This window comes from Streptomyces sp. NPDC003248, assembly GCF_055563235.1.
This window is the reverse complement of the sequence record NZ_JBVHDT010000010.1, coordinates 167,632-192,057: the sequence shown is the minus strand read 5'-3', so window position 1 is coordinate 192,057 and position 24,426 is coordinate 167,632. Positions and strand designations below refer to the sequence as shown.

The window sequence follows — 24,426 nt, the reverse complement described above, 5'->3', positions numbered from 1 at the left end:
GGTCCTGTGGACGGTGTTCCACGGCAGGGCCCGACGCACGCCCGGCCGGCCGGCGAAGGATGCGTCCGTGCGCTCCGGGCGGCGCGCGGGGCGTGATACGTCCGTCGCGCCGCCCGGAGGGGCTGTCAGGTGGTTCCGGTGAGGTGTTCCGGCCGGACCGGCGTCCTGTTCAGCTCCAGGCCCGTCGCGTCGCGGATCGCCGCGAGGACCGCCGGGGTCGACGACAGGGTGGGGGCCTCGCCGATGCCGCGCAGCCCGTACGGGGCGTGGTCGTCGGCGAGTTCCAGGACGTCGACGGGGATGGTGGGCGTGTCGAGGATGGTGGGGATCAGGTAGTCCGTGAAGGAGGGGTTGCGCACCTTCGCGGTCTTCGGGTCGACGACGATCTCCTCCATGACGGCGATGCCCAGGCCCTGGGTGGTGCCGCCCTGGATCTGGCCGACGACGGACAGCGGGTTGAGCGCCTTGCCGACGTCCTGGGCGCAGGCCAGCTCGACGACCTTGACCATGCCGAGCTCGGTGTCGACCTCGACGACGGCCCGGTGGGCGGCGAAGGAGTACTGGACGTGTCCGTTGCCCTGGCCGGTGCGCGGGTCGAAGGGCTCGGTCGGCCGGTGCCGCCACTCCGCCTCGACCTCCACGGCCTCGTCGCCGAGCACGTCGGCCAGGCCGGCCAGGACCTCGCCGCCGTCGGTGACCACCTTGCCGTCCTCCAGCAGCAGTTCGGCGGTGGCCCAGGCGGGGTGGTGGGAGCCGAGTTTCCGGCGCCCGATCTCCAGCACCCGCTCGCGGACGAGCGCGCAGGCGTTCCTGACGGCCCCTCCGGTGACGTACGTCTGGCGCGAGGCCGACGTCGAGCCGGCGCTGCCCACGCGGGTGTCCGCCGGGTGGATGGTCACCTGGTCGACGCCCAGCTCGGTGCGGGCGATCTGCGCGTGGACGGTGACACCGCCCTGGCCGACCTCCGCCATGGCCGTGTGCACGGTGGCGACGGGCTCGCCCGCGACGACCTCCATGCGGACCCGGGCGGTGGAGTAGTCGTCGAAGCCCTCGGAGAAGCCGACGTTCTTGATGCCGACCGCGTAGCCGACGCCGCGGACGACGCCCTCGCCGTGCGTGGTGTTGGACAGACCGCCGGGCAGCTGCCGTACGTCGGCGCCCTCGCTGCTCTCCCACTGGCGCTCCGGCGGCATCGGCATCGCCTTGACGCGGCGCAGGAGTTCGGCGACCGGTGCCGGGGAGTCCACGGGCTGGCCGGTCGGCATGAGCGTGCCCTGTTCCATGGCGTTGAGCTGCCGGAACTCCACCGGGTCCAGTCCCAGTTCCTTCGCCACCTTGTCCATCTGCGCCTCGTAGGCGAAGCACGCCTGGACCGCGCCGAAGCCGCGCATGGCGCCGCAGGGCGGGTTGTTGGTGTAGAGGGCGACGGCCTCGATGTCGACGTCGTCGACGGCGTAGGGGCCGATGCCGAGGGAGGAGGCGTTGCCGACGACGGCGGGGCTGGCGGAGGCGTACGCGCCGCCGTCCAGGACGATGCGGCACCTGACGTGGGTGAGCTTGCCGTCGCGGGTGGCGCCGTGTTCGTAGGACAGCTTGGCCGGGTGGCGGTGGACGTGGCCGAAGAAGGACTCGAAACGGTTGTAGACGATCTTGACGGGCTTGCCGGTGCGCAGGGCCAGCAGGCAGGCGTGGATCTGCATCGACAGGTCCTCGCGGCCGCCGAACGCGCCGCCGACGCCGGCCAGCGTCATCCGCACCTTCTCCTCGGGCAGGCCGAGGACCGGGGCGATCTGGCGCAGGTCGGAGTGGAGCCACTGGGTGGCGATGTAGAGGTGGACGCCGCCGTCCTCCTCGGGCACGGCGAGACCGGACTCGGGGCCGAGGAAGGCCTGGTCCTGCATGCCGAAGGTGTACTCGCCCTTGACGATCACGTCCGCCCGCTCGGCTGCCGCGGCCGCGTCGCCGCGGACGATGGGCTGGCGGTGGACGATGTTGGGGTGCGGGACGTGGGTGCAGTGGTGGTCGGTGCGGTTCTCGTGGACGAGGACCGCGTCCGGGGCGGTCGCGGAGGCCTCGTCGGTGATGACCGACAGTTCGCGGTACTCGACCCTGATCTTCGCGGCGGCGCGGCGGGCCGTCTCCGGGTGGTCGGCGGCGACGAGGGCGACCGGCTCGCCGTGGTGGCGGACCTTGCCGTGGGCGAGGACGGGGGTGTCCCGGATCTCCAGGCCGTAGTGCTTCACGTCGGCCGGCAGGTCGTCGTACGTCAGGACGGCGTACACGCCCGGGGTGGCGAGGGCCTCGCCCGTGTCGAGGGAGACGATCTCGGCGTGGGCGACCGTGGAGCGCAGGATCTGGCCCCAGAGCATGTCCTCGTGCCACAGGTCGGAGGAGTACGCGAACTCGCCGGTGACCTTGAGGGCGCCGTCCGGGCGGAGGGTGGGCTCGCCGATGCCGCCGCGGGTCCGCGAACCCTGGGTGATCTTGGTGGGAGCGCCGATGGGGGCGCCGTCGGGAGACATCGTCAGACCGCCTCTCCCTGCCGGGCGGCCGCCAGGCGGACCGCGTCCATGATCTTCTCGTAGCCGGTGCAGCGGCACAGGTTGCCGGAGAGCGCCTCGCGGATGTCCGCGTCGGACGGGTCGGGGGTGCGCTCCAGCAGCTCGTCGGCGGCGACCAGCAGACCGGGCGTGCAGAAACCGCACTGGACGGCGCCGGCGTCGATGAAGGCCTGCTGGACGGGGGAGAGTTCCGTGCCCTCGGCGGTCCGCGCGCCGGTGTCCCCCTCGGCGGTCCGCGGGCCCGTGTTCCCCTCGGCGTCCCGGCGCCCGGCCTCGTCGAGGGAGGTGCCGCCGCCGCGGGCGCCGGTGGTGCGGGAGCGCTGTGCGGCGTACTCCGCCAGGCCCTCCACCGTGACGACCTCACGGCCCTCCGCCTGCCCGGCGGCGACCAGGCACGCGCACACCGGCACGCCGTCGAGGCGGACCGTGCACGAGCCGCACTCGCCCTGCTCGCAGGCGTTCTTGGAGCCGGGCAGGCCCAGGCGCTCCCGCAGCACGTACAGGAGGCTCTCGCCCTCCCACACGTCGTCCGCCTCCTGCGGTCGTCCGTTGACGGTGAAGTGGACGCGCATCACGCGGCTCCCTCGACGGCGCGGCGGGTGCCGCGGTACGACTCCCAGGTCCAGGTCAGGGTGCGGCGGGCCATGACGCCGACCGCGTGCCGGCGGTAGCGCGCCGTGCCCCGGACGTCGTCGATCGGGTTGCAGGCGGCGGCGCACAGGTCCGCGAACCGCCGGGCGACCGACGGGGTGATGGTCCTTCCGTTGTCCCAGAAGCCGCCCTCGTCGAGCGCGGCGTTCAGGAACTCCTCGGCCGTCGTCGCCCGGACCGGGGTGGGGGCGGCGGAGCCGATGCCGGTGCGGACCGTGCGGGTCCTCGGGTGCAGGGCCAGGCCGAAGGCGCAGACCGCGATGACCATGGCGTTGCGGGTGCCGACCTTGGAGAACTGCTGGGGTCCGTCGGCCTTCTGGATGTGGACGGCGCGGATCAGCTCGTCGGGCGCCAGCGCGTTGCGCTTCACGCCGGTGTAGAAGGCGTCGATCGGGATGCGGCGGCTGCCGCGCACCGACTCGGCCTCGACCTCGGCGCCGGCCGCGAGCAGCGCGGGGTGGGCGTCGCCGGCCGGGGAGGCGGTGCCGAGGTTGCCGCCGACGCCGCCGCGGTTGCGGATCTGCGGGGAGGCCACGGTGTGGGAGGCGAGGGCCAGGCCGGGCAGCTCCGCCCGCAGGTTCTCCATGATCCTGGTGTAGGGGACGGAGGCGCCGAGCCGCACACTGTCCTCGCCGACCTCCCACTCCTGGAGGTCGGCGACGCGGCCCAGGTCGAGGAGGTACTCGGGCCGCCGGTGATCGAAGTTGATCTCGACCATCACATCGGTGCCGCCCGCGATCGGCACAGCGGTGGGGTGCTCGGCCTTCGCGGCGAGCGCCTCCTCCCAGCTGGCGGGGCGAAGGAAGTCCATGACCGGCTCTCTTCCTGGTCTCGGGGGTTCGGATCGAGCCGGAGTCGGGTGCGGCGGACCCGGCTCTTGCATGACCTGTTCACGCGCTGTGGAGCCAGTACACCGCCGCGTACTCCGACGGGGTCAGTCACCGAAACCATGAAGGAGTTCGCTGGTCGGGGCGGGCATCTTGTAGATTCGTATGAACGGAGGCCATCAGTAACCTCCCGGTTTTCCTGTGGAAACGTGGGAAACAGCCCGGCAGGCACAGAATGCGGCTGATGAGGGCCCGGAACCGTCGGCGGACCTCCTCGACCCGGCGGCCCCCGGCCCGCCCCTCACGCCTCATCGTGGTTTGCGTGGGCTCTGAGGTCCTTCGGGGACTGGGACTCAGGGGGCCTTCGTGGACTCAGGGGTCCTTCGTGGACTCTGTGGTCCTCGTGGGCTCTGGCCTTCGGAGACTCTGTGGTCTTCGTGGGCTCTGTGGTCTTCGTGGGCTCTGTGGCTTCGGGGACTTCGTGGATTTCGAGACAAGGAACGGCGGCGACGAGAATGCGGCTGCGCGCACTGCTGGACACCGATGCGCTGGGCCTGCGGCTGCTCGGCGGCGAGGACGAGCTGGACCGCACGGTACGGGGTGTGATGACCACCGACCTGCGGGACCCGAGCCGCTACCTCTCCGGGGGTGAGCTGGTGCTGACGGGCCTGGCGTGGCGGCGGGACGCGGCGGACTCGGATCCTTTCGTGCACATCCTGGTGCAGGCCGGCGTGACGGCGCTCGCCGCCGGCGAGGCCGAGCTCGGCGCGGTGCCGGACGACCTGGTCACCGCCTGCGCCCGGCACCGGCTGCCGCTGTTCGCGGTGCACGAGTCGGTGGCGTTCGCGACGATCACCGAGCACGTCGTGCGGCAGGTGTCCGGCGAGCGCGCCGGGGACCTCGCGGCCGTCGTCGACCGGCACCGGCGGATGATGACCTCGGGCCCGGCGGGCGGCGGCCCCGACGTGGTCCTGGACCTGCTCGGCTCCGACCTGGACCTGCGCGCCTGGGTCCTCTCCCCCACCGGGCGGCTCATCGCCGGCCCCAAGGTGTCGGGCCCCGGACCGGCGCCGGAGGTGTGCGCGCAGCTCGCGGCGGAGCACCTGGCGGCCGCGCGCACCGGCCGCCGCGGCCCGCACCGGGTGGTCGTGGGCCAGAGGACGTACTCCCTCTTCCCCGTCCGCTCCGGCGGCTCCGGCGGCTCCGGCGGGCGTTCCCCGCGCGCGCCGCGGGACGAGCGGGACGTGCGCGAGACGGTGCTGTCGGAGTGGCTGCTGGCCGTCGAGGCGGACGCCGGGGACTGGGCGGAGGAGCGCCTCGACCTGCTCCAGGGCGTCACCCAGCTCATCGCCGTCGAGCGGGACCGGCGCGACGCGGCGCGCACCGTGCGCAGGCGGCTCGCGCAGGAGGTGCTGGAGCTGGTCCAGACCGGCGCGGCCCCCGCCGAGATCGCGGCGCGGCTGCGGGTGGCGGCGCCGGTGCTGCTGCCGGGCCTCGGGGCCGCCCCGCACTGGCAGGTGGTGGTGGCGCGCGCCGAGTGGGACGGCGGGGAGACGCAGGGCGGTCCGGTCGCCCAGGCGCTGCTGGAGGAGATCCTGGTGGACCCGCGTGCCACCGGCCCCGAGCCCTCCGACCGCATCGCCGTCGCCCAGATCGGGGACGAGGCCGTCGCCCTCGTCCCGCTCCCGGCGGTCTCCACCGAGCACGACGGCCCGGAGCCGGGCGTTCTCGCCGACGCCCTCCTCGCCGCCGTCCGGGAACCGCTGTCGGCGGGCCTGGACGACGACGGCCGGGTCACCGTGGGCGTCAGCGCGGCGGTGCACTCGGCGGAGGGGCTGCGCGGCGCCCTGGAGGAGGCGCGGCACGCCCGCCGGGTGGCGGCGGCACGCCCCGGCCGGGTGTGCGCGGCGGGCCACCAGGAGCTCGCCTCCCACGTGCTGCTGCTGCCGTTCGTGCCCGACGACGTCCGCCGGGCCTTCACCGCCCGTCTGCTGGACCCGCTGCGCGACTACGACCGCCGCCACCGCGCGGAGCTGATCCCGACGCTGGAGGCCTTCCTCGACTGCGACGGCTCCTGGACGCGGTGCGCCTCCCGGCTCCACCTGCACGTCAACACGCTGCGCTACCGGGTCGGCCGGATCGAGCAGTTGACGAGCCGTGACCTGTCGCGGCTGGAGGACAAACTGGACTTCTTCCTGGCGCTGCGGATGAGCTGACGGTCGGTTGACAGCTCGGCTGAAGGATCGGCTGACGGTCGGCTGACGGATCGGCTGAAGGATCGGCTCACGGCTCGGCTCACGGATCAGCGGCCGTGGGGCCGAAACCTGTGGGCCCCGGGAGTCCCACGACTTTGTGAAATCCTTCACCCGCCCCCTTGGCCCGGCCGGGGCAGTCGTGCTGAGATGCGGCCACCACTCACAGCTCGACGGCGCGCTTGGGCCTGCCCTCCGGATCAGGCCGACGAGGAGGGACGGTGCCTGGTGACGCCGGTGAGCGGGGCTTGGTGCGTGCGGCCTCGGGGCGCGGGCGGGCGCCGGTGCGGTGCACCGGCGGCCGGCGACACCGCCGAGGACGCCCCCCTCCCGGGGAGCGCGCGCCCCGTCCCGTGACCCCGGGCTGAGCCGAAGGACCGGACCTTGGGGAGGGCAACGTGGCGTATACCGCCATGTCTGGTAACGGAACGACCGCTGGTGACGATCCCCTCCGGACCGCGGTATGGCGGTTGCGCTCGCGGGGCTGCTGGGCCGACGCCGCGGCCCTGCTCCCGCCGGGCACCGCGGCGGGCGCCATCCAGCGGGCCGCACTGCTCGTGGAGCGGTGCCTGTACACCGAGCAGGGCTGGCAGGACGCGGAGGACGCCCTGCGGTCGGCCGAGGCGCTGGCGCACTCAGACGAGGAGCGGGGCGCCGCCGCCTGCGAACGCGGGCACCTGGCGTACGCGGCGACCGTGCACGGGGTGCGCGACCGCGTCGACGAGGCGCGGGCCGCGCTCGGGCGGGCGGCGGCGCTGATCCCTCCGGAGGCTCCGGGCCGGGCGCTGCTCGACTTCCGGCGCGGCCTGCTCGCCGAGAACATCGCCCGCTCCCCGCAGGCCGCCCGCACCGCCTACCGGCGCGCCCACACGGCCGCCGCGGCCCACTCCGACGCGCTGCTGCTCTCCTTCACCTGGCGCCACCTCGCGGGCCTCGCGCTGCGCGACGGCGACCTGTCCGAGGCACGGCACGGTTTCGCCGAGTCCCTGCGGATCCGGGAGGAACTGGGCTTCCTGGTGGGCACGGCACCGGCCCTGGCCTCCCTGGCGGACGCGGAGACCGAACCGGAGGCGTCCCGGCTGCGGGAGGAGGCCCGCCGGCTGTTCCGTCTGCTCGGCGGCGTCCCCACCTGGCTGGCACGGGAGTTGTTCCCGCCGGCGGCGACGGCGTAGCGGCCCGGCAGACGCGCCAGGGCACCCCCGGCCCACACCCCGGGCAGCCCCGGCAGGCGCGCCAGGGCGACCCCGGGCAGCCCCGGCCCACGCCCCCCGGGGCCACGCCCGGGCAGCCCCCCGCACGGCCCCCGGGCCACGCCTCCGGCAAACCCGTCGCACGCCCCCGGGCTGCCACGGCACACGCGCCCGCGCCGCCGTCTCTCTCATCCGGGCGGCCTTCGACGCGTGCGCCGGGCCGCCCGCGGTCGCCTGGGGGGCCACGCCGTCGGCCGACCCCGGCCGCGGCACGCCGCCGCGAGTGCGGCACGCCACCGGGCCGTGCCGGGCGGCGCCCTGCCTCGGTCCCGCCGACCCGCGGCGGGGCACCACGACGGGACATCACCCGGCGCCCCCCGCGCGAACGGCGCCCGGCAGGGCCACCTACGACCCTCGCCCGTCGCGAGACGCCGAAGGCGTGCACGGGGCCGCCGACCGACCCCGACCCGGCGCCGCGAGTGTGGCGGCCGCCCTGGCCCTGCCAGACGGCGCCCTGCCCGCCGCTCCCGCCCACACGCCGCGGGAGCACCACGACGGCCCCGTGCGAACGGCGCCCGGCAGCGGCCACCTGGCGGCAGCGCGCCGCAGGCGGACAGCCGCAGGCGTGCACGGCGCAGGCGGACAGCCGCAGGCGTGCACGGCGCAGGCGGACAGCCGCAGGCGTGCACGGCGGTGCTCACCGCGCCGACAGCCCAGGGCTCACCGAACGCGGGCACGGCCGCACTCACCGCGTCCCGGGTCCCGGGTGCGCCCCCGGCGGCGCGTTCAGCTCGCCCCCGTGAAGTGCTCCCGCACCAGGGCCTGCGCCACGTCCGGGTCGCCCGCCGTCAGCGCCTCCAGCAGGGCCGTGTGTTCCGCCGCGTCGGCGACGAGGTCCGCGGGGTCCCGGGAGACCGGGCCGCCGACCAGCGGCCACTGCGAGCGGCGGTGCAGGTCCTCGGCGACGCCGACGAGCTGTTCGTTGCCGGACAGGGCCAGGACGGCGCGGTGGAAGGCCCGGTCCGCCTCGGCGTAGGCGGCGCGGCAGCCGGAGGCCGCGGCGCGGACGGTGTCCTCGGCGAGCGGGCGCAGGTCCGCCCAGCGGGCCGCGGGGACCGTGCGGGCGAGCCGCAGCATCACGGGCACCTCGATCAGCGCGCGCACCTCGGCCAGTTCGGCCAGTTCGCGGGCGCCGCGCACGACCACCCGGAAGCCCCGGTTGGGCACCACCTCGACGGCGCCCTCCAGGGCGAGTTGCTGCATGGCCTCGCGGACCGGGGTCGCGGACACCCCGAAGCGTTCGCCGAGGACCGGTGCCGAGTACACCTCGCCCGGGGTGAGGTCGCCGGTGACCAGCGCGGTGCGCAGGGCGTCGAGGATCTGGCCGCGCACGGAGGCGCGCTGGACGACGGGACGCGGCCGCGGGAGGGGCACCTCGCCGTGCGTGTGCTCACCGCGCACCGCGCCGGGTGCGGACGCGTTCCCGACGGGGCCGGCCACGCCTCGTCCACGTTCCGCCGCGCGCGGGACGCCCGGCACGCCGGCGGATCCGCCGCCCCCTTCGGGGATCCCCGTCCCGGCAAAGCCCTGCGCGCTCGGCTCCACGGGGGTCCTCCTGAGGGACGTTTCGGTACTTGGGGTCATTACGGCGGGTTGTTACTCGCCCGTCAAGCACCTTAGGCCCCCTGGCCGCCAGTTCAAATCCACACCACAATGAGTAAGGTAAGGCTTACCTCTTCGACACTCCTGGATCGGTGGTCCCGGCATGCCCGTACGCCCTTCGGCCCCCTCGGCCGTGACGGACGCCTACCGGCGCCTCTCCGAGGTCTTCCCGGGCTTCACCGTCCTGGAGCTGGAGGACGGGGACCCGGCGCCCCGGGGCGGCGGCTGGGTCGCGGCCTCCGAACTCGCCGAGGGCGGACCGGCCCTGGAGTCCTTCCTGGCCTGGGACGACGCCCAGGTGCTGCGCGACTACGGACAGAAGGCCCGCCCGGACGTCGTCGCGAGCTTCGGGCTGCACCGGTACGCCTGGCCCGCCTGCCTGCTCGTCACCGTCCCGTGGTTCCTGCACCGCCGCGTGCCCCGCTTCCCCGTGACCCACGTGTCGTACGACCGCACGGGTGAGGGCATGCGGATGGCCGTCCGCGCGCCCGCCTCGTTCGCCTGCCTGCCGGGCGACCCCGCCGCGGCGCTGCCCGGCGCCCGGGTGGTCCCGGACGAGGAGGCACTGCGGGCCGAGGTGCGGGCGGCGGTCGCCGAACACCACGAGCCGGTCCTGGCCGGCTTCGCTCCGCGGGCGCGGCGGCGCGGCCGCGCCCTGTGGGGCATGATCACGGACGAGGTCGTGGAGGGGCTCTGGTACATAGCCCATCTGCTCGGCGAGGGCGAGCAGGAGCGGGCACGGCACGAGCTCGAACTGCTGCTGCCGGGGGCGACCCGGCCGTACGTCGGATCGGCGGCCTTCCGTGAGCTGACCGGACCGGACGGGCAGGCGCTGCCCACCCGCGACCGGGCGAGCTGCTGCATGTTCTACACGGTGCGCCCCGCGGACACCTGCGCCACCTGCCCGCGCACCTGCGACGCGGACCGCGTCTCCAAGCTCACCGCCGTCGCCGCGAGTTGAACACCCCTCAGGAAACCGTCCCGGGACGCCCCGGGGGCGACTCCCTCATCAGGGTCACGTAAGATCACCCGAACGAGACTCCCGCTCGGTCACAGGCACTTCACAATCCCCTCACCCGGCGCAGGAACTTTCCGCGGAACCACCCGTGCGGGTAGTCTTATTAGAACTCAACTCCCGCCCCTCACGCGGCAGTTCGAGCAGAACGTCGCCCTGGGCATCCCCTTGCACCTCCTTGGCGGCCTCTTGCCCCGAAACCCCCTGAGGGCCGGCGGGATTGGTCCACTATGGCGGGCGTTACGCCCTATCCCAATGCAAGGGACCCCAGATGAGATTGACCGACATATCGCTGAACTGGCTGCTTCCGGGCGCCGTACTGCTCCTGGGCATGCTGGCGGCGGTGGCGGTGCTCCGGCGCGGCAAGAACTCCTCGGGGAAGGACACCAGCGCGGACGACTCGTGGGAGCGCAGCGAGGAGCGGCGCAGGCGCAAGGAAGCCATCTACGGAATCGCTTCCTACGTCCTGCTGTTCTGCTGCGCCGCCGTGGCTGCCGCGCTCTCCTACCGAGGACTCGTCGGCTTCGGCCGCGAGAACCTGAGCCTTTCCGGCGGCTGGGAATACCTGGTCCCCTTCGGCCTCGACGGCGCGGCCATGTTCTGCTCCGTCCTCGCGGTCCGCGAGGCCAGCCATGGTGACGCGGCGCTCGGCTCCCGGATACTGGTGTGGACGTTCGCGGGTGCCGCCGCCTGGTTCAACTGGGTCCACGCACCCCGCGGCCTCGGTCACGACGGCGCTCCGCAGTTCTTCGCGGGCATGTCCCTGTCCGCCGCGGTGCTCTTCGACCGCGCGCTGAAGCAGACCCGCCGCGCCGCGCTGCGCGAGCAGGGCCTGGTGCCCCGTCCGCTGCCGCAGATCCGCGTGGTGCGCTGGCTGCGGGCCCCCCGTGAGACGTACAAGGCGTGGTCGCTGATGCTCCTGGAGGGCGTGCGCAGCCTGGACGAGGCCGTCGAGGAGGTCCGCGACGACAAGGCCCGCAAGGAGGAGACCAAGCTGCGCCGTCGCGAGCAGCAGCGTGTCGAGCGGGCCCAGCTGAAGGCGATCAGCCGCGGCCACGGCCGCTGGCCCGGCCGCGGTGGCGGCGGTGGCGGCGGCACCCGCCAGCTGGAGGCCCAGGCCACCCTGGAGCGGGCCACCTCCGAGCGCGTTCCCGCGGAGCCTGCCATAGCCAACTCGGCCGAGCAGCTGCCGGTCCGGCCGCGCCCCTCCCTCCAGCCCGTCCGCCACGGTTCCGACGCACTCACCGTCGACCTCACGGCGGAGGACGACACCATGGCCCTGCCGCGACTGGACTCCCTGGAGCGCAAGCTCAAGGACCTGGAGCAGCAATTCGGCTGACCGGTGAGCGGTAACGGGAAGGGGGCGCGGCCATGCGGGCCGCGCCCCCTTCCCGTTGCCCCGTTCCCGTTGTCTCAGGCCGCTCCCGCCTCCAGCTCGAACCACACCGCCTTGCCGACCCCGTGGGCCCGGACACCCCAGGCGTCCGCGAGGGACTGCACCAGGAGCAGGCCCCGGCCGTGCGTGGCGCCGTCGGTGGCCGCCGGGCGCGGCTGCGGAGGGCGGGAGACGAAGTCCCGTACCTCGACCCGCAGGCCGGCCGGTCCCACGGTCGCCGTGAGGACCGCGTCGTGATCGGTGTGCACGAGCGCGTTGGTGACGAGCTCGCTGGTGAGCAGTTCCGCTATGTCCGTGCGTCCTGTCCGGCCCCAGTGCCGCAGCATCTCGCGCAGCGCCCGCCGTGTCTCGGGGACGGCTCTCAGGTCCGCCCGCCCGAGTCTGCGGCGCAACTGGGGCGCCCGCGCGTGCCCCTCGGCTCCGTCGGCCCCGTCCTCCGCCGTCTGCTGCGCCGAGGTGTTCGCGATCACGGTCGCACCGCTGCCTCGTGCCTGCCTCTTCATGACCCCCGCCCGCGTGCCGATTGTCGGTTCCCCCCTGCTCGAACACGTTCATGGGGATGCTTGCCCCGTGGGTCCGGGGGCAGTCATGCCGGATCGTCGACGACCAGGTGTTCGGCCACGGCCACGGGCCCTCGCCCGGCCCCTCGCCCGGACCCTCCTGCGGGTCCCGGCCGGGACCGCGGGCGCGGGACACGGCGGTGCGCGCGCCGTGTGCGCGGCGTTCGCCGCGTGCGCCGCCGGGCCCGGGTGCCGCCGGTGCCGTCCCCCCGGTGGGGCGGGCGGAGGAGGCGGGCCGCGGGGCCACCGGCCCCTGGGCCCCGGCCGGCGTCCGAGGGCGGCCCACGCGCTCCTCGTCCACGGCTCGTCGCACGAAGAGCCTGGTCGACGCGGTGGCCGCGGACGGACGGGCGGTCGTACGGCGGGCGGGAGGACCGCCCGGCCGCGGACCGCCGTCTCGCCGCCGTCTCCCCGCGGCCCCCGCCGTCCGCCCGCCGTCTCGCCGCCGCGCCCCGGCGGCGGCCCCGGCCCGCGCGACGCAACCGCCGTGCGACGGCCCGGGCGTGCCCGTGCGGGGCGTGCACCGGAGCCGCCGGTGCGGGAGGGCCGCCGGCCGCGGCCGGCCCGCGCGTCGTCGCGCCTAGGTGCCCGGGGATGTGCCGACCGCCCGGGGTGCGCCGCCCGGCCGATGCGTGTCTGCCGCTCCGGCCGTAGTCCGGGAAGAGGTGGGGCGCGAGACCTCGGCCAGGGACTCCGCGGGCGCCGGCGGCCGGTTCCGGCGGGCACCGACGGGCCCCACCCGCGCGCCGGGCCCGCCGACACCCCCTCCGCGCCGCCGCCCCGGCACGGCTCGCGAAGTTGGCCGGAATCCGGTGGTGCCCGACCGGGCGCACCCGTCGCGTTCGGCTGCGGTCACGACTACGTCCTCGCCGAGCCGCCCGCGCGGGTCCGGCCGCTCCCGGCGCCGCAGGACGCCGCGGCGTGGGCCGCGGCGCAGGGGGCCGTGCACGGGCGGGACACCACCGTGGAGATCTCGGTCCAGGGGCGCAGCTCCACGGCCGTGGTTTTGACCGCGCTGCGGGTCCGCGGCGTCGGCCGCGGACCCGCAGCCCGTGCCGGGCCACGCCTACGCCATGGACCAGGGCTGCGGCGGCGCGGTCAGTCCCCGTCACTTCGCCGTCGACCTGGACCAGGACCGGCCGGTCGCCCGCGCGGTCCCCGGCGACGACTCCGGCACACCGCTCCCGGCGGTCCGGCTGCCGTACCGGGTGTCCGCCGAGGACCCCGAGGCGCTGCTGGTGACCGCGTCGACGCGGGGCTGCGACTGCTCCTGGTACCTGGAGCCGGACTGGTCCTCCCGGGGCCGCGCCGGCACGGTCCGCGCCGACGACCGCGGCCGTCCGTTCCGCACCCGCTCCCTCGAGGGCCTGCCGCGCCACGCGTACGACATCTCCGCCCGCCGCTGGGTCCCCTACGGGTAGGGGCGCCGGTCGGCCGAGGCCGTGCGTCGGCCCTCACGGGCGCGGGACGTTGCGGAGGTTGGAGCGGGCCATCTGGAGCATCCGGCCGACTCCGCCGTCCAGCACGATCTTCGACGCGGACAGCGCGAACCCGGTCACCATCTCGGCGCTGATCCTGGGCGGGATGGACAGCGCGTTGGGATCGGTGACGACGTCGACCAGGGCCGGGCCCTTGTGCCTGAAGGCGTCCTTCAGCGCGCCGGCGAGGTCCTTGGGCTTCTCGACGCGCACCCCGTGGGCGCCGCAGGCCCGGGCGACGGCGGCGAAGTCGGGGTTCTTGTTGGCGGTGCCGTGCGAGGGCAGCCCGGCGACCAGCATCTCCAGTTCGACCATGCTGAGCGAGGAGTTGTTGAAGAGGACGACCTTCACCGGCAGGTCGTACTGGACGAGGGTGAGGAAGTCCCCCATGAGCATGGAGAAACCACCGTCGCCGGACACCGACACGACCTGCCGCTTCCGGTCGGTGAACTGGGCTCCGATCGCCATGGGCAGCGCGTTCGCCATCGAGCCGTGGGAGAAGGAGCCGATGATGCGGCGGCGCCCGTTGGGCGAGAGGTAGCGGGCCGCCCAGACGTTGCACATGCCGGTGTCGACCGTGAAGACCGCGTCGTCGTCGGCGAGTTCGTCGAGGACGGAGGCGACGTACTCGGGGTGGATCGGAACGTGTTTGTCCACCTTCCGGGTGTAGGCCTTGACGACGCCCTCCAGCGCGTCGGCGTGTTTCTTCAGCATCTTGTCGAGGAAGCGCCGGTCCTTCTTCTCCCGCACGCGCGGGAGAAGACAGCGCAGGGTCTCGCGCACGTCGCCCCAGACGGCCAGGTCCAGCCGGGAGCGCCGGCCGAGGTGCTCGGGCCGTACGTCGACCTGGGCGATCCGGACGTCGTCGGGCAGGAAGGCGCTGTACGGGAAGTCGGTGCCGAGCAGGATCAGCAGGTCGCACCCGTGGGTGGCCTCGTAGGCGGCGCCGTAGCCGAGGAGGCCGCTCATGCCGACGTCGTACGGGTTGTCGTACTGGATCCACTCCTTGCCGCGCAGGGCGTGCCCCACCGGGGACTTGATCTTCTCGGCGAACCGCATCACCTCGGCGTGCGCGCCCGCGGTGCCGCTGCCGCAGAACAGGGTGACCTTGTCGGCCGCGTCGATCATCCCGACCAGCCGGTCGATCTCCTCGTCGCCGGGGCGGACGGTGGGGCGGCTGGTGACCAGGGCGGTCGCGGCGGTCTGCTCGGGAGCGGGCTCGGCGGCGATGTCGCCGGGGAGCGAGACCACGCTGACGCCGCTGCGGCCGACCGCGTTCTGGATGGCGGTGTGCAGCAGTCTCGGCATCTGCTGCGGGCTGGAGACGAGTTCGCTGTAGTGGCTGCACTCCTGGAAGAGGCGGTCGGGGTGCGTCTCCTGGAAGTAGCCGAGGCCGATCTGGCTGGACGGGATGTGGGAGGCGAGGGCGAGGACGGGCGCCATGGAGCGGTGCGCGTCGTACAGGCCGTTGACGAGGTGCAGGTTGCCCGGCCCGCAGGAGCCCGCGCAGGCGGTGAGCTTCCCGGTGATCTGGGCCTCGGCGCCCGCGGCGAAGGCGGCGGTCTCCTCGTGGCGGACGTGGACCCAGTCGATGCCGGCGTGGCGGCGGACGGCGTCCACGACCGGGTTCAGGCTGTCCCCCACGACGCCGTACAGGCGGGTGACCCCGGCGCGGACGAGGATGTCGACGAACTGCTCGGCGACGTTCTGTTTGGCCATGGTGCTCTGGTGCCCCTTCGGTACCCGTCGATCCCTTCGGACCCTCCGGGTTCCATGAATCCACAGGGGCGGCCGTCATGCCTCCCAGACGGCGGCGGCCGTACGGTCGTCGGCGTACCCCTTGACCCGCGCCTGGGTGTCGGCGAGGAACGCGGCCAGTCCGGGCGGGACGGCCTCGGACCACCGTTCCGCCAGGTGGCCGAGGAGCGCGGGCTCACCGCGCAGCGGGTCGGCCAGGCCGCCGGTGCACAGCAGGAGCGTGTCACCCGGGCGGGCTACGGAGGCCCGGAAGCGGAAGGGTTCACGGGCCGGCCCGGAGACCGGCCCGGAGACCGGCCCGGAGACCGGCCCGGAGGACGGCCCGGAGGATGGACCGGAGACCGGGCCGGAGGAGGGGCCGGAGGACGGCTCGTACGGGTTCGGGGCGGTCGGGATGCCCAGGTCCATGGTGAGGCGGTCGCCCTCGGGGGTCTCGGCCGGCGGGGAGCCGAACCCGACGACCGGCTCGCCGGTGACCTCACCGGCCCGCGGTTCGATGTCCTGCCACGCGCCGTCCCGCAGCCGGAACAGCCCGCCCGGTCCGACACCGAAGAAGACCCGCGTACGGCACGCCGGGTCGGCGGGCAGCAGCAGGCACCGCAGGGTGGCCGCGTACTCCTGCGGTTCCAGGCCCTGTTCGGCGGCGCCGGCGCGGAGCCGGCCGAGGCTGCGGTCCGTGAGTCGGTGCAGGCCCGACTTCAGGTCGCCGCGCCGGCCGGCCCTTATGTCCTCCGCGAGCCGGACGTGACTGCGGCCCACGGCCCGCCCGATCCACCGGCACACCTCGGCGGCCGCCCGGTGCGCCCCCGGCGTGGCCCGGGCACCGGTCGCCATCGCGACCAGCAGCAGCGCCTGCTCGCCGGTGCCGAACCGCGCGGTGAGCAGCGCGTCGCGGCGCGGCTCGCCCCGGTAGCGCGCCGAGTCGCCCCGCACGGACGCGGCCCGCAGCGTGCAGACCCCGTACCGGGCACCGTCCAGCACGGTGTCGGCCACCACGTCGTCGAGCGCGTCCGGGTCGGCGGGCGGCAGCGCGGTCGGCTCGGCGTCGTACGTGGGCGGCCCGGACCCGACGTAGGGCTGCACGGCGGGTCGCGCGGCGTGCCGGGGGGCGGATCGCGGCGCGGCGACGGCCGGCGGGAAGGGGGCCGCCGCGCCGGTGGCGGAGGCGGTGGGGGCGTGCGGGGGTACGGGGGGCGCGTAGGGGTGTGCGGGGGCGGGAGGGGGCGCGGGGTGGGTGCCGGGGGCGGTGGATTTCGGGGGTGCCGGGGGTGCCGGCTGGGAGGGAGTGGACGCGGTCTCCGGCATCGGCTTGGGCTCCGGCTCTGGTGCGGACACGGGCTCGGGGGCGGGAGGGGCGGGGGCGGACAGGGGCTCGGAGGCGGGCTCCGCCAACGGCTCCGGGGGCGTACGGCCGGAGGAGGCGGAGGGTGCGGGACGCTGGGCCGCCCGCTGGTCGAAGCCCGGGGGCAGTGGACCGGGCGGGAAGGTGGTGGGGCCGGGCGGGGTTGCCGACGGGGGCTCCCAGGGGGCGTGCCGGCGCTGTGGTGGGGGTGGGCCGGTGGGGGACGCGACGGGGGGCTGGGCGGGAGCGGGGGCCGGCCCGGCGGCGGTGCCGCTGCGCGGCGGCGGGACGGCGGGTGCCGTCCTCGGAGGGGCGGCCGGCCGGGGCGGAGCGGTGGCGGGCGGCGGCGCCTCCCCCCGCGCCCACCAGTCCGCCTGCCCGGCGCGATCGCCCTGCTGTGCGCGGTCGGCCCGTTCGGGCTGCGCGGCCCCTTCCGCCCCCTCGGACGCCTCGGCCCCCTCCGACCACCCAGGTCCCTCCGACCGCTGGGCCCCCTCAGATCCCTCGGGTGCTTCGGTTCCGTCCGCCTCCGTCCCTGCGGGGCGCGCCGCCCCCGCGAGGCGCGCCGTCCCCTCGGGGCGCACCGTCCCCTCGGGGCGCACCGTCCCCTCGGGACGCACCGCGCTCTCGGGGCGCACCGCACCCGCCGCCGACGCGAAGCGGTCGTCGAGCGAGTCGCCGGCCGCCGCCGGCCCGTGGTCCTCGGCGGAGTCGTCGTACAACTGCCCCCACCAGTCGTCCTCGTGACCGGTGGGCCTACCCCCCTGCTGGCTCATGTCCCCGATTGTCCACGGCACGGCCCCTGGGGGAACGGGGCATCGGGAAAATGCGACCGGCCTGCCGGGGCCCGACGGGCGACCGGCCGAACGGGAGTGCGACGAGTGGGTGGAGGGGCCGCCGGGCGGTCCCACCCCCCACGGGAGGACCGCCCGGCGGCCTCGGGTGACCCGGGCTCAGATCCCCTAGGCGCCCCTGCGCGTCATGAGCCCGCGTCACGTTCCGGGTGCCCGCCGATGCCGTGCCGATGCGGCCGACGGTCACACGTGTACGCCCCGGATCGAGAGGGGGTCCGCCGTGACGGACGATCGCGGTCGCGGTCACGGCCGCGGATGATCAACGGCGGCCGCCCCGCCACACCATGGCAGAGCGCCCCCGGGTAGGGCGATGATGTGCGGCGGCGGGATGGCGCCGTGGCGGTTTCCCGCCATGGGCGACGGAGTGGTCAGGGAGGGCGACGGCGGATGCTGGGAGCGATCGGGCTCGACGGGACACACGAGTCGGCGTACCGGGAGCTGGTGTCCGTGGGCGCCGCCGACGTACCGGACCTCGCGCGCCGGCTGGCCCTGGGCGAGCACGACACCGAACGCGCGCTGCGCCGGCTGGAGCGGCACGGGCTGGTCGCGCAGTCCTCGGGACGGGCCGGCCGCTGGGTCGCCGCGCCGCCCGGTGTGGCCCTGGCCGCGCTGCTCACCCAGCGGCGGCACGAGCTGGAGCAGGCGGAGCTGGCGGCGGCGCTGCTGGCGGAGGAGTACCGGGCGGCGGCGGCCGAGCCGTCCGTACACGATCTGGTCGAGGTGGTGACGGGCGCGGCGGCGGTCGCGCAGCGCTTCCTGCAGATCCAGCTGGGCGCGAGCGACGAGGTGTGCGCGCTGGTCACCGGGACGCCCGTGGCCGTGACCGGCGTGGAGAACGACGCGGAGGAGCAGGCCGCGGCCCGCGGGGTGCGCTACCGCGTGGTGCTGGAACGGGCGGTCCTCGACCAGCCGGACGGCGTGACGGAGCTGACGGCCGCGCTCGGCCGGGACGAGGAGGTGCGGGTCGTGGACCGGGTGCCGACGAAGCTCGTCGTGGCGGACCGCTCGCTCGCCCTGGTGCCGCTCACCGGCCGCTCGGCGGAGCCCGCCGCGCTGGTGGTGCACGCCAGCGGGCTGCTGGAGCTGCTGTCGGGGCTGTTCGAGTCGGTGTGGCGGGAGGCGCTGCCGCTGCGGCTCGGCGCGGACGGCGTCGTCGACCGGGACCCCGCCTGCCCCGACGGCCCGGACGCCGCCGACCTGAGGTCCTGTCCCTGCTGCTGGCCGGCCTGACCGACGCGAGCGTCGCCAAACAGCTCGACCTGGGTCTGAGGACCGTACAGCGCCGGGTGAAACGGCTGATGGAGCTGACGGGCGTGACGACCCGCCTCCAGCTGGGCTGGCACGCGTACGAACGCGGATGGGTGACCCGGGAACACTAGAACCCCCGAACCCCCGGGCGCCCGCCTTGACCTGCGCCTTCGCCCGCTCTCCGGCAGGCTGGGCAGATGGGCGTGTGGGAACTCCTGCTGGTCGGGCTGGTCATCCTGCTCGGCCTGTGCGGAGTGCTGGTGCCCGGTGTTCCGGGGTCGTGGCTGGTGTGGGCCGCGGTCCTGTGGTGGGCGCTGAAGGACCCGCAGCCCGTGGCCTGGGCGGTGCTGGTGGGGGCGACGGTCGCCCTGTTCCTGTCCCAGGTGGTGCGCTGGGCCCTGCCGCCCCGCCGGCTGCGCGTGGACGGCACCACCCGGCGGATGGCGCTGTACGCGGGCGCGGGGGCGTTCCTCGGCTTCTTCCTGCTGCCCGTGTTCGGCGCGATCCCGGGATTCCTGGCCGGCGGCTACCTCGCCGAGCGCCTGCGCCTCGGCCGGTCCGACGCGGCCCGCGCGTCCCTGCGCACGGCGATGCGCGCCGGCGGCTCCAGCGTCCTCGCGGAACTCTTCACCTGCCTGCTGGTGATGGGGGCGTGGCTGGGCGCGGTGCTGTGGGGGTGACGGAGCTGTGCACGGTGGAGGAGCCGAACGCCGCGGAGGCTGGGTGGGCGGCGGCGTGGCCACGGCCTCGGCCTCCTCACCACGCCCCCTCCAGCCCGAGCAGCCGCATCTTGCGCTCCAGGCCGCCCGCGTAGCCGGTGAGGGAGCCGTCGGCGCCGATGACGCGGTGGCAGGGGCGCACGATGAGCAGGGGGTTGGCGCCGATCGCGCCCCCGACGGCCCGTACGGCGGGCCGGGAGGCGCCGATCCGGGCGGCGATCTCGCCGTAGGTGGTGGTGGCGCCGTAGGGGACGGTGTCGAGGGCGGCCCACACCCGCTCCCGGAAGGCGGTGCCCTCGGTCCGCAGCTCCAGGTGGAACTCCTTGAGTTCGGCGGCGAAGTAGGCGGCGAGCTGTTCCTCGGCGGCGCGGAAGGGTCCGCGGTCGTGCCGCCGGCCGTCCGGGACGGGCCGTGCGCCCTTCTGGCCGGGCACGGACAGCGAGGTCAGCGCGCCGTCCGGGGCGGCGGTCAGGAGCAGGGGGCCGAGCGGGCTGTCGACGCTAGTCCAGTACATGGGTTTCCTTCGCTGCGTGCAGGTGGTGGAGGGCGTACGTCCGCCAGGGACGCCAGGTGTCGGGCACGTCGGCGCCGGGCGGTGCGACGTCGGGGTCGCCGAGGGCCCTGGCCCGGACGTCAGCGACCGTGCGCCCGTCCAGGCCGGGCAGCGCGAGCAGCGCCGCCTGGGCGTCGTCCCGGTCCGCGCCCGCGTCGAGGCGCACGGTGCCGTCGGCGAGGGCGGTGGCGAGGGTGCCCACGGGGCCCGGGACCCCCGCCAGCGCCGCCGGTTCGGGAAAGAGGTGGGTGAGGCTTCCGCTGGGGGCGTCCAGGGCCTTGCCGTGGGCGGCCACCAGGTGTGCGGTGGCGCTCCGGCCCGCCAGCGCCCGCACCGCGTACTCGTCCGGGTCGGCGGCGCCGGGGGCGCGCAGCCCGGGCCGGGCGGCGACGAGCGGGGCGAGCCGCGGGTCCGCGCCGAGCCGCTCGTCGACGGCGTAGGGGTCGGCGTCGAGGTCGAACAGCCGCCGCAGCCGCTGGACGGCGGTGGTGAGGTCGCGTGGGTCGGTGAGGTGCAGCCGGGCGGGGAGCCAGCCACCGGGGTGGACGGCGGAGGCGGGCGCGGAGCCCGTCCGTTCCTCGACGGCGGCGATTCCGGTGCCGTACGGCAGGCGGAGCGTGCGGCGGTAGGTGCGGTGGCCGGGAGGGCCGTCGACCTCCTCGACGCCGGTGACGGCCTCGCGTCGCAGCAGGTCGAAGACGGCGGCCGCGTGGAACGGGCCGCGGTGGGCGAGCCGTAGCGGGATCCCGCCGCCCGGGGCGGCCGTACGGCCCCGGCGGGGGGCGGCGTCCCGCAGCCGGGTCGGGGTCAGCGCGTACACGGCGCGGATGGTGTCGTTGAACTGCCGGACGCTCGCGAAGCCCGAGGCGAAGGCGATCTCGGTGACCGGCAGGTCGGTGGTCCGGAGCAGCACCCGCGCGGTGTGCGCGCGCTGCGCCCGCGCGAGGGCGACGGGCCCGGCCCCCAGCTCGGCGGTGAGCTGGCGCTGCACCTGGCGGGCGCTGTAGCCGAGGCGTGCGGCGAGCCCGGCGACGCCCTCCCGGTCGACGACGCCGTCGCCGATCAGCCGCATGGCCCGCCCGACCACGTCGGCGCGCGCGTTCCAGTCGGCCGAGCCGGGCGCGGCGTCCGGGCGGCACCTCCGGCAGGCCCGGAACCCCGCGCCCTGCGCGGCGGCGGCCGTCGGGAAGAACCGCACGTTGCGCCGTTTCGGGGTGACGGCGGGGCAGCTGGGCCGGCAGTAGATCCCGGTCGTCGCGACGGCGAAGAAGAACGCGCCGTCGAAACGGGCGTCCCGGCTGCGCACCGCCTCGTACCTGGTCTCCTCGTCCATCACGGGTTCCAGTCTTCGCCCGTGCGGAGGGCGACGCTAGCGGGATTCGGACGGGGTGGTGGGCGGCGGCCGCTCACCGCCCACCACCCCCACCGGCCGCCGTGCGCTCACCGCCCCCGCCGGCCGTCGTCCGTTCACCGCCACTGCCCGCGTTTGGCCCGTCCGGCCGCCCGGCCGTCGGCCTGCTTGCGCTTCCAGTCCTGCCGGGCGTCGGCGCGGACCCGGGCGTCGGACTTGGCGGTGATCCACTGGTTCTCGCGGACGAGCTTGCGGTAGCTGTCCAGACGGCGCGGGGACAGGTCGCCCGCGTCGAGGGCGGCCACGACCGCGCAGTCCGGCTCGTACTCGTGGGCGCAGTCGTGGAAGCGGCAGCCGCGGGCGAGTGCGTCGATCTCCGAGAAGACCTGGCCGACGCCGTGCCCGGCGTCCCAGAGCCCGACGCCGCGCAGTCCCGGCGTGTCGATGAGCACCCCGCCGCCGGGCAGCGTCAGCAGGTTCCGGGTGGTGGTGGTGTGCCGGCCCTTGCCGTCCAGGTCGCGGGTGGCCTGGACGTCCATGACGTCCTCGCCGACGAGCGCGTTGGCGAGCGTCGACTTGCCCGCGCCGGAGGCCCCGAGCAGCACGGAGGTGCCCCCGCCGAGGGCGTCCGTCAGCTCCCGGACGCCCTCGCCGGCGAGGGCGCTGACGGTGTGGACGGGCACCCCGGGCGCGCTGCGCTCGACGTCCTCGACGAGGTACGCCCGTACGGCCGGGTCGGGCACGAGGTCGGCCTTGGTGAGGACGACGACCGGCCGGGCGCCGGACTCCCAGGCCAGGGCGAGGAACCGCTCGACCCGCCCGAGGTCGAGTTCGACGGCCAGGGACAGGGCGATGACGGCGCGGTCGGCGTTGGCCGCGAGGATCTGTCCCTCGGACCGCTTGGAGGAGGTGGAGCGCACGAAGGCGGTGCGGCGCGGCAGACACGCCCGTACGTAGCGCGGGGTGCCGTGGGCGTCGACGGCGACCCAGTCGCCGGTGCAGACGACCCGCAGGGGGTCGTGCGGGGTGACGAACGCGGTGTCCGCCCGTACGACACCGTCGGCGGTGACGACGTCGCACTGCCCGCGGTCGACCCGGACGACGCGGCCGGGCAGCAGGCCCCGCTCGGCGTGGCCGGTGAACTCGGCCTCCCAGTGCCCGTCCCAGCCGTAGGGAGCGAGCGGGTGGGGGGAGGGCGAGAGGGAGGGAAGGCCGGAGAGGTCGGGGAGGTTCAAGGAGGACCCTTCACAGGGCGGTCCCGGGTGGCGCGCGCGGCGCGCGGAAGTGACAGGTGGTCAGCCGGAGACCGCGGAGGTGGAGTGGACAAGCGTCTGGTCGCTGTGGACAGCACCCGTGGTGGCGACGGTCATCGGTCACACCTCCCGTTCCTCGTACGGCTGTCGGCGGCGGCATCCCGCCCCCGTGTGAAGCGAGGCCCATCATAGGAGGCCCGGGCGCCCGGCGCGATCGGATTACGCCCCGGAGGAGTTACGACGGTGCCCGGCCGCGGGCGTACGTCGATCCCGGCGGCCCCGGGCGGCACGGTAGGCTGCCTGCCGGGATGGAATTGGGGCGTCTTCCGTCGGACTCGGCCGGGACGGCGGGCGGCGGACCGTTGAGGAGACCGAGTGTGGAGGCCGCACGCGACACGGGGGAACGTGCTCCGGGGCAGGGCGGGGCCGTGCTGGAGGTGAGCCCGTTGCCCGGTCGTTCCGGGATACGCGTCAGCGGCGAGATCAGTGTCGCCACCCGCCTCTCCTGGGAGGCGGCCCTCACCGAACTGGCCCGGCGGCACACGGACGTGTCGTACGTGGAGCTGTCACGCGTCGGGTTCGTCGACGTGGCCGGGGTGTCGGCGCTCGCGGTCACGGCCATGAACCTGCCGCGCGGACGGATGGTGGTGGAGCACCCGCCGCCCCAGGTGCCACGGGTGCTGGCACTGTTCTGGCCGGCCCTGCGCGGGATCGAGGTGGCGCCCCGATGAACTCCGTGGCAGGCGACGGGGTGTTCGCCCACCCGGCCCTCTTCTACCGCACCGCGCGGGAGTACGCCGAGCGGACCGTGTCGTTCGTCCGGGACGGCCTCGCCGCGGGCGAGCCCGTGGCGGTGGCGGTGCCCGGTCCCCGGCTGGAGCTGATCAGGTCCGGGCTGGGGGCCGACGCCCGGGACGTCCGCCTCCTGGACATGACCGAGGCCGGCCGCAACCCGGGGCGCATCATCCCCGGCGTCCTCAAGGCGTTCGCCGACGCCCATCGGCAGAGCCGGGTGCGCATCATCGGCGAGCCGGTCTGGGCGGGGCGCAGCCCGGTGGAGTACCCGGCGTGCGCGCAGCACGAGGCGCTCATCAACGCCGCCTTCGAAGGCCGCGCGGTGACGATCCTGTGTCCGTACGACGAGTCCCGGCTGGACGCGGAGGTCCTGGCCGACGCCCGGGCCACCCACCCCACCGTCATCGCCGGCGGCCGCGAACGGCCGAGTGACGTCTACGACTGGCAGGCCGTCGTCGCCCGCTACAACGAGGCGCTGGTGCCCGCCGCCGACGCCGCCGTCCGCGCCTTCGAGGCGGAGGAGCTGCCGGCGGTCCGTCACTTCGCCGTGGACCGGGCCGCACGGCTGGGCCTGGCCGGGCAGCGGTTGCAGGACGTCGAGCTGGCGGTGGCGGAGCTGACCACCAACAGCGTGGTGCACGGCGGCGGACGCGGCACGCTGGCGGTCTGGGCCGAGGGCGGCCAGGTGGTCTGCGAGGTCCGCGACGAGGGACGGCTGACCGATCCGCTCGCCGGACGCAGGCCGCCCGAGCACGGACAGATCGGCGGCCGTGGCCTGATGCTGGTCCACTACGTGGCGGACCTGGTGCGCGTGCACACCTCCGAGAAGGGCACCACCGTCCGCTTCTACCTCACGCGCTGACACGGTTCGGTCCCGGTGCACTCGGCCGGAGGCCCGCCGCCACGCCTGCCGGAATTATGAAGTTCGTCTGCTTAGCATCTGAATGCCTGCCGCCCGCAG

At 75.4% G+C, this 24,426-nt stretch carries 18 protein-coding genes and 1 pseudogene; 9 read left to right on the top strand and 10 right to left on the bottom strand.

Features of this window, described 5'->3' with window-relative positions; all coding sequences use genetic code 11:
- Positions 1 to 125: 125 nt before the first annotated feature.
- The 3 genes from ACZ3KJ_RS23575 to ACZ3KJ_RS23565 are packed head-to-tail and all read right to left on the bottom strand — an operon-like array spanning position 126 to position 4,023.
- Entirely contained in the window at positions 126 to 2,522 is a 2,397-nt protein-coding gene (locus tag ACZ3KJ_RS23575) for a xanthine dehydrogenase family protein molybdopterin-binding subunit (protein ID WP_467529735.1), read from the bottom strand.
- Positions 2,523 to 2,524: 2 nt separating this feature from the next.
- Complete coding sequence (locus tag ACZ3KJ_RS23570; protein ID WP_467529733.1) at positions 2,525 to 3,133, bottom strand: (2Fe-2S)-binding protein; 609 nt, start codon at positions 3,131 to 3,133, stop codon at positions 2,525 to 2,527.
- Complete coding sequence (locus tag ACZ3KJ_RS23565) at positions 3,133 to 4,023, bottom strand: FAD binding domain-containing protein (RefSeq protein ID WP_467529731.1); 891 nt, start codon at positions 4,021 to 4,023, stop codon at positions 3,133 to 3,135. The genes ACZ3KJ_RS23570 and ACZ3KJ_RS23565 overlap by 1 nt, the downstream gene beginning before the upstream one ends.
- 531 nt (positions 4,024 to 4,554) lie before the next feature.
- Here ACZ3KJ_RS23565 and ACZ3KJ_RS23560 point away from each other — a divergent pair.
- Positions 4,555 to 6,255, top strand: a complete 1,701-nt coding sequence (locus ACZ3KJ_RS23560; RefSeq protein ID WP_467529729.1) for a PucR family transcriptional regulator — start codon at positions 4,555 to 4,557, stop codon at positions 6,253 to 6,255.
- Between the two features lie 449 nt (positions 6,256 to 6,704).
- Entirely contained in the window at positions 6,705 to 7,463 is a 759-nt protein-coding gene (locus ACZ3KJ_RS23555) for a hypothetical protein (RefSeq protein ID WP_467529727.1), read from the top strand.
- 804 nt (positions 7,464 to 8,267) lie between these two features.
- Here the strand turns inward: ACZ3KJ_RS23555 and ACZ3KJ_RS23550 are convergent.
- Positions 8,268 to 9,086, bottom strand: a complete 819-nt coding sequence (locus tag ACZ3KJ_RS23550; protein ID WP_467529725.1) for a GntR family transcriptional regulator — start codon at positions 9,084 to 9,086, stop codon at positions 8,268 to 8,270.
- 160 nt (positions 9,087 to 9,246) lie between these two features.
- Here ACZ3KJ_RS23550 and ACZ3KJ_RS23545 point away from each other — a divergent pair, with 160 nt between their 5' ends.
- Together ACZ3KJ_RS23545 and ACZ3KJ_RS23540 are read left to right on the top strand one after the other, a co-directional pair.
- Positions 9,247 to 10,104 (top strand): (2Fe-2S)-binding protein, encoded by an 858-nt coding sequence (locus ACZ3KJ_RS23545; RefSeq protein ID WP_467529723.1) that lies wholly within the window; start codon positions 9,247 to 9,249, stop codon positions 10,102 to 10,104.
- Positions 10,105 to 10,429: 325 nt separating this feature from the next.
- The gene (locus tag ACZ3KJ_RS23540; RefSeq protein WP_389515051.1) at positions 10,430 to 11,497 is read left to right on the top strand and encodes a DUF2637 domain-containing protein; all 1,068 of its coding nucleotides are present in this window, start codon (positions 10,430 to 10,432) and stop codon (positions 11,495 to 11,497) included.
- Between the two features lie 74 nt (positions 11,498 to 11,571).
- On the opposite strand, the gene ACZ3KJ_RS23535 is transcribed toward ACZ3KJ_RS23540, so the two are convergent.
- Complete coding sequence (locus tag ACZ3KJ_RS23535) at positions 11,572 to 12,057, bottom strand: ATP-binding protein (protein ID WP_467529722.1); 486 nt, start codon at positions 12,055 to 12,057, stop codon at positions 11,572 to 11,574.
- Between the two features lie 1,109 nt (positions 12,058 to 13,166).
- On the opposite strand from ACZ3KJ_RS23535, the gene ACZ3KJ_RS23530 reads away from it, so the two are divergent.
- Positions 13,167 to 13,535 carry a hypothetical protein gene (locus tag ACZ3KJ_RS23530; RefSeq protein ID WP_467529720.1) on the top strand — a complete coding sequence of 123 codons (369 nt, stop codon included), beginning with the start codon at positions 13,167 to 13,169 and terminating at the stop codon, positions 13,533 to 13,535.
- Positions 13,536 to 13,568: 33 nt separating this feature from the next.
- Here the strand turns inward: ACZ3KJ_RS23530 and ACZ3KJ_RS23525 are convergent, their stop codons facing one another.
- Together ACZ3KJ_RS23525 and ACZ3KJ_RS23520 are read right to left on the bottom strand one after the other, a co-directional pair.
- Entirely contained in the window at positions 13,569 to 15,311 is a 1,743-nt protein-coding gene (locus tag ACZ3KJ_RS23525; protein WP_467529719.1) for a pyruvate dehydrogenase, read from the bottom strand.
- 75 nt (positions 15,312 to 15,386) lie between these two features.
- Complete coding sequence (locus ACZ3KJ_RS23520) at positions 15,387 to 17,468, bottom strand: protein phosphatase 2C domain-containing protein (protein ID WP_467529717.1); 2,082 nt, start codon at positions 17,466 to 17,468, stop codon at positions 15,387 to 15,389.
- Positions 17,469 to 17,933: 465 nt separating this feature from the next.
- Between ACZ3KJ_RS23520 and ACZ3KJ_RS23515 the strand changes: the two are divergent.
- Positions 17,934 to 18,925 (top strand): annotated as a pseudogene (locus ACZ3KJ_RS23515) (helix-turn-helix transcriptional regulator).
- 66 nt (positions 18,926 to 18,991) lie between these two features.
- Positions 18,992 to 19,474, top strand: a complete 483-nt coding sequence (locus ACZ3KJ_RS23510) for a DUF456 domain-containing protein (RefSeq protein ID WP_467529715.1) — start codon at positions 18,992 to 18,994, stop codon at positions 19,472 to 19,474.
- Positions 19,475 to 19,550: 76 nt separating this feature from the next.
- Here ACZ3KJ_RS23510 and ACZ3KJ_RS23505 read toward each other — a convergent pair whose 3' ends face one another.
- From ACZ3KJ_RS23505 to rsgA, 3 genes are all read right to left on the bottom strand, one after another.
- Positions 19,551 to 20,027: a methylated-DNA--[protein]-cysteine S-methyltransferase gene (locus ACZ3KJ_RS23505; protein WP_467529713.1), complete on the bottom strand. Its 477-nt coding sequence runs from the start codon at positions 20,025 to 20,027 to the stop codon at positions 19,551 to 19,553.
- Positions 20,014 to 21,399: a bifunctional transcriptional activator/DNA repair enzyme AdaA gene (locus tag ACZ3KJ_RS23500; RefSeq protein WP_467529712.1), complete on the bottom strand. Its 1,386-nt coding sequence runs from the start codon at positions 21,397 to 21,399 to the stop codon at positions 20,014 to 20,016. Before ACZ3KJ_RS23500 ends, ACZ3KJ_RS23505 begins: the two co-directional genes overlap by 14 nt.
- A gap of 134 nt (positions 21,400 to 21,533) precedes the next feature.
- Positions 21,534 to 22,652, bottom strand: a complete 1,119-nt coding sequence (gene rsgA, locus ACZ3KJ_RS23495) for a ribosome small subunit-dependent GTPase A (protein WP_467529710.1) — start codon at positions 22,650 to 22,652, stop codon at positions 21,534 to 21,536.
- 464 nt (positions 22,653 to 23,116) lie between these two features.
- On the opposite strand from rsgA, the gene ACZ3KJ_RS23490 reads away from it, so the two are divergent.
- On the top strand, positions 23,117 to 23,401 hold the full coding sequence (locus tag ACZ3KJ_RS23490; protein ID WP_467529708.1) for an STAS domain-containing protein: 285 nt from the start codon (positions 23,117 to 23,119) through the stop codon (positions 23,399 to 23,401).
- Positions 23,398 to 24,327: an anti-sigma factor RsbA family regulatory protein gene (locus tag ACZ3KJ_RS23485; RefSeq protein ID WP_467529706.1), complete on the top strand. Its 930-nt coding sequence runs from the start codon at positions 23,398 to 23,400 to the stop codon at positions 24,325 to 24,327. Before ACZ3KJ_RS23490 ends, ACZ3KJ_RS23485 begins: the two co-directional genes overlap by 4 nt.
- The last annotated feature ends 99 nt before the right edge of the window (positions 24,328 to 24,426 follow it).

Coding starts and splice junctions, on each gene's coding strand:
- ACZ3KJ_RS23500 (WP_467529712.1), bottom strand. CDS start 21,399: ATGGACGAGGAGACCAGGTACGAGGCGGTGCGCAGCCGGGACGCCCGT.
- ACZ3KJ_RS23545 (WP_467529723.1), top strand. CDS start 9,247: ATGCCCGTACGCCCTTCGGCCCCCTCGGCCGTGACGGACGCCTACCGG.
- ACZ3KJ_RS23575 (WP_467529735.1), bottom strand. CDS start 2,522: ATGTCTCCCGACGGCGCCCCCATCGGCGCTCCCACCAAGATCACCCAG.
- ACZ3KJ_RS23535 (WP_467529722.1), bottom strand. CDS start 12,057: ATGAAGAGGCAGGCACGAGGCAGCGGTGCGACCGTGATCGCGAACACC.
- ACZ3KJ_RS23525 (WP_467529719.1), bottom strand. CDS start 15,311: ATGGCCAAACAGAACGTCGCCGAGCAGTTCGTCGACATCCTCGTCCGC.
- ACZ3KJ_RS23555 (WP_467529727.1), top strand. CDS start 6,705: ATGTCTGGTAACGGAACGACCGCTGGTGACGATCCCCTCCGGACCGCG.
- ACZ3KJ_RS23560 (WP_467529729.1), top strand. CDS start 4,555: ATGCGGCTGCGCGCACTGCTGGACACCGATGCGCTGGGCCTGCGGCTG.
- ACZ3KJ_RS23565 (WP_467529731.1), bottom strand. CDS start 4,023: ATGGACTTCCTTCGCCCCGCCAGCTGGGAGGAGGCGCTCGCCGCGAAG.
- ACZ3KJ_RS23510 (WP_467529715.1), top strand. CDS start 18,992: ATGGGCGTGTGGGAACTCCTGCTGGTCGGGCTGGTCATCCTGCTCGGC.
- ACZ3KJ_RS23520 (WP_467529717.1), bottom strand. CDS start 17,468: ATGAGCCAGCAGGGGGGTAGGCCCACCGGTCACGAGGACGACTGGTGG.
- ACZ3KJ_RS23540 (WP_389515051.1), top strand. CDS start 10,430: ATGAGATTGACCGACATATCGCTGAACTGGCTGCTTCCGGGCGCCGTA.
- ACZ3KJ_RS23570 (WP_467529733.1), bottom strand. CDS start 3,133: ATGCGCGTCCACTTCACCGTCAACGGACGACCGCAGGAGGCGGACGAC.
- ACZ3KJ_RS23485 (WP_467529706.1), top strand. CDS start 23,398: ATGAACTCCGTGGCAGGCGACGGGGTGTTCGCCCACCCGGCCCTCTTC.
- ACZ3KJ_RS23505 (WP_467529713.1), bottom strand. CDS start 20,027: ATGTACTGGACTAGCGTCGACAGCCCGCTCGGCCCCCTGCTCCTGACC.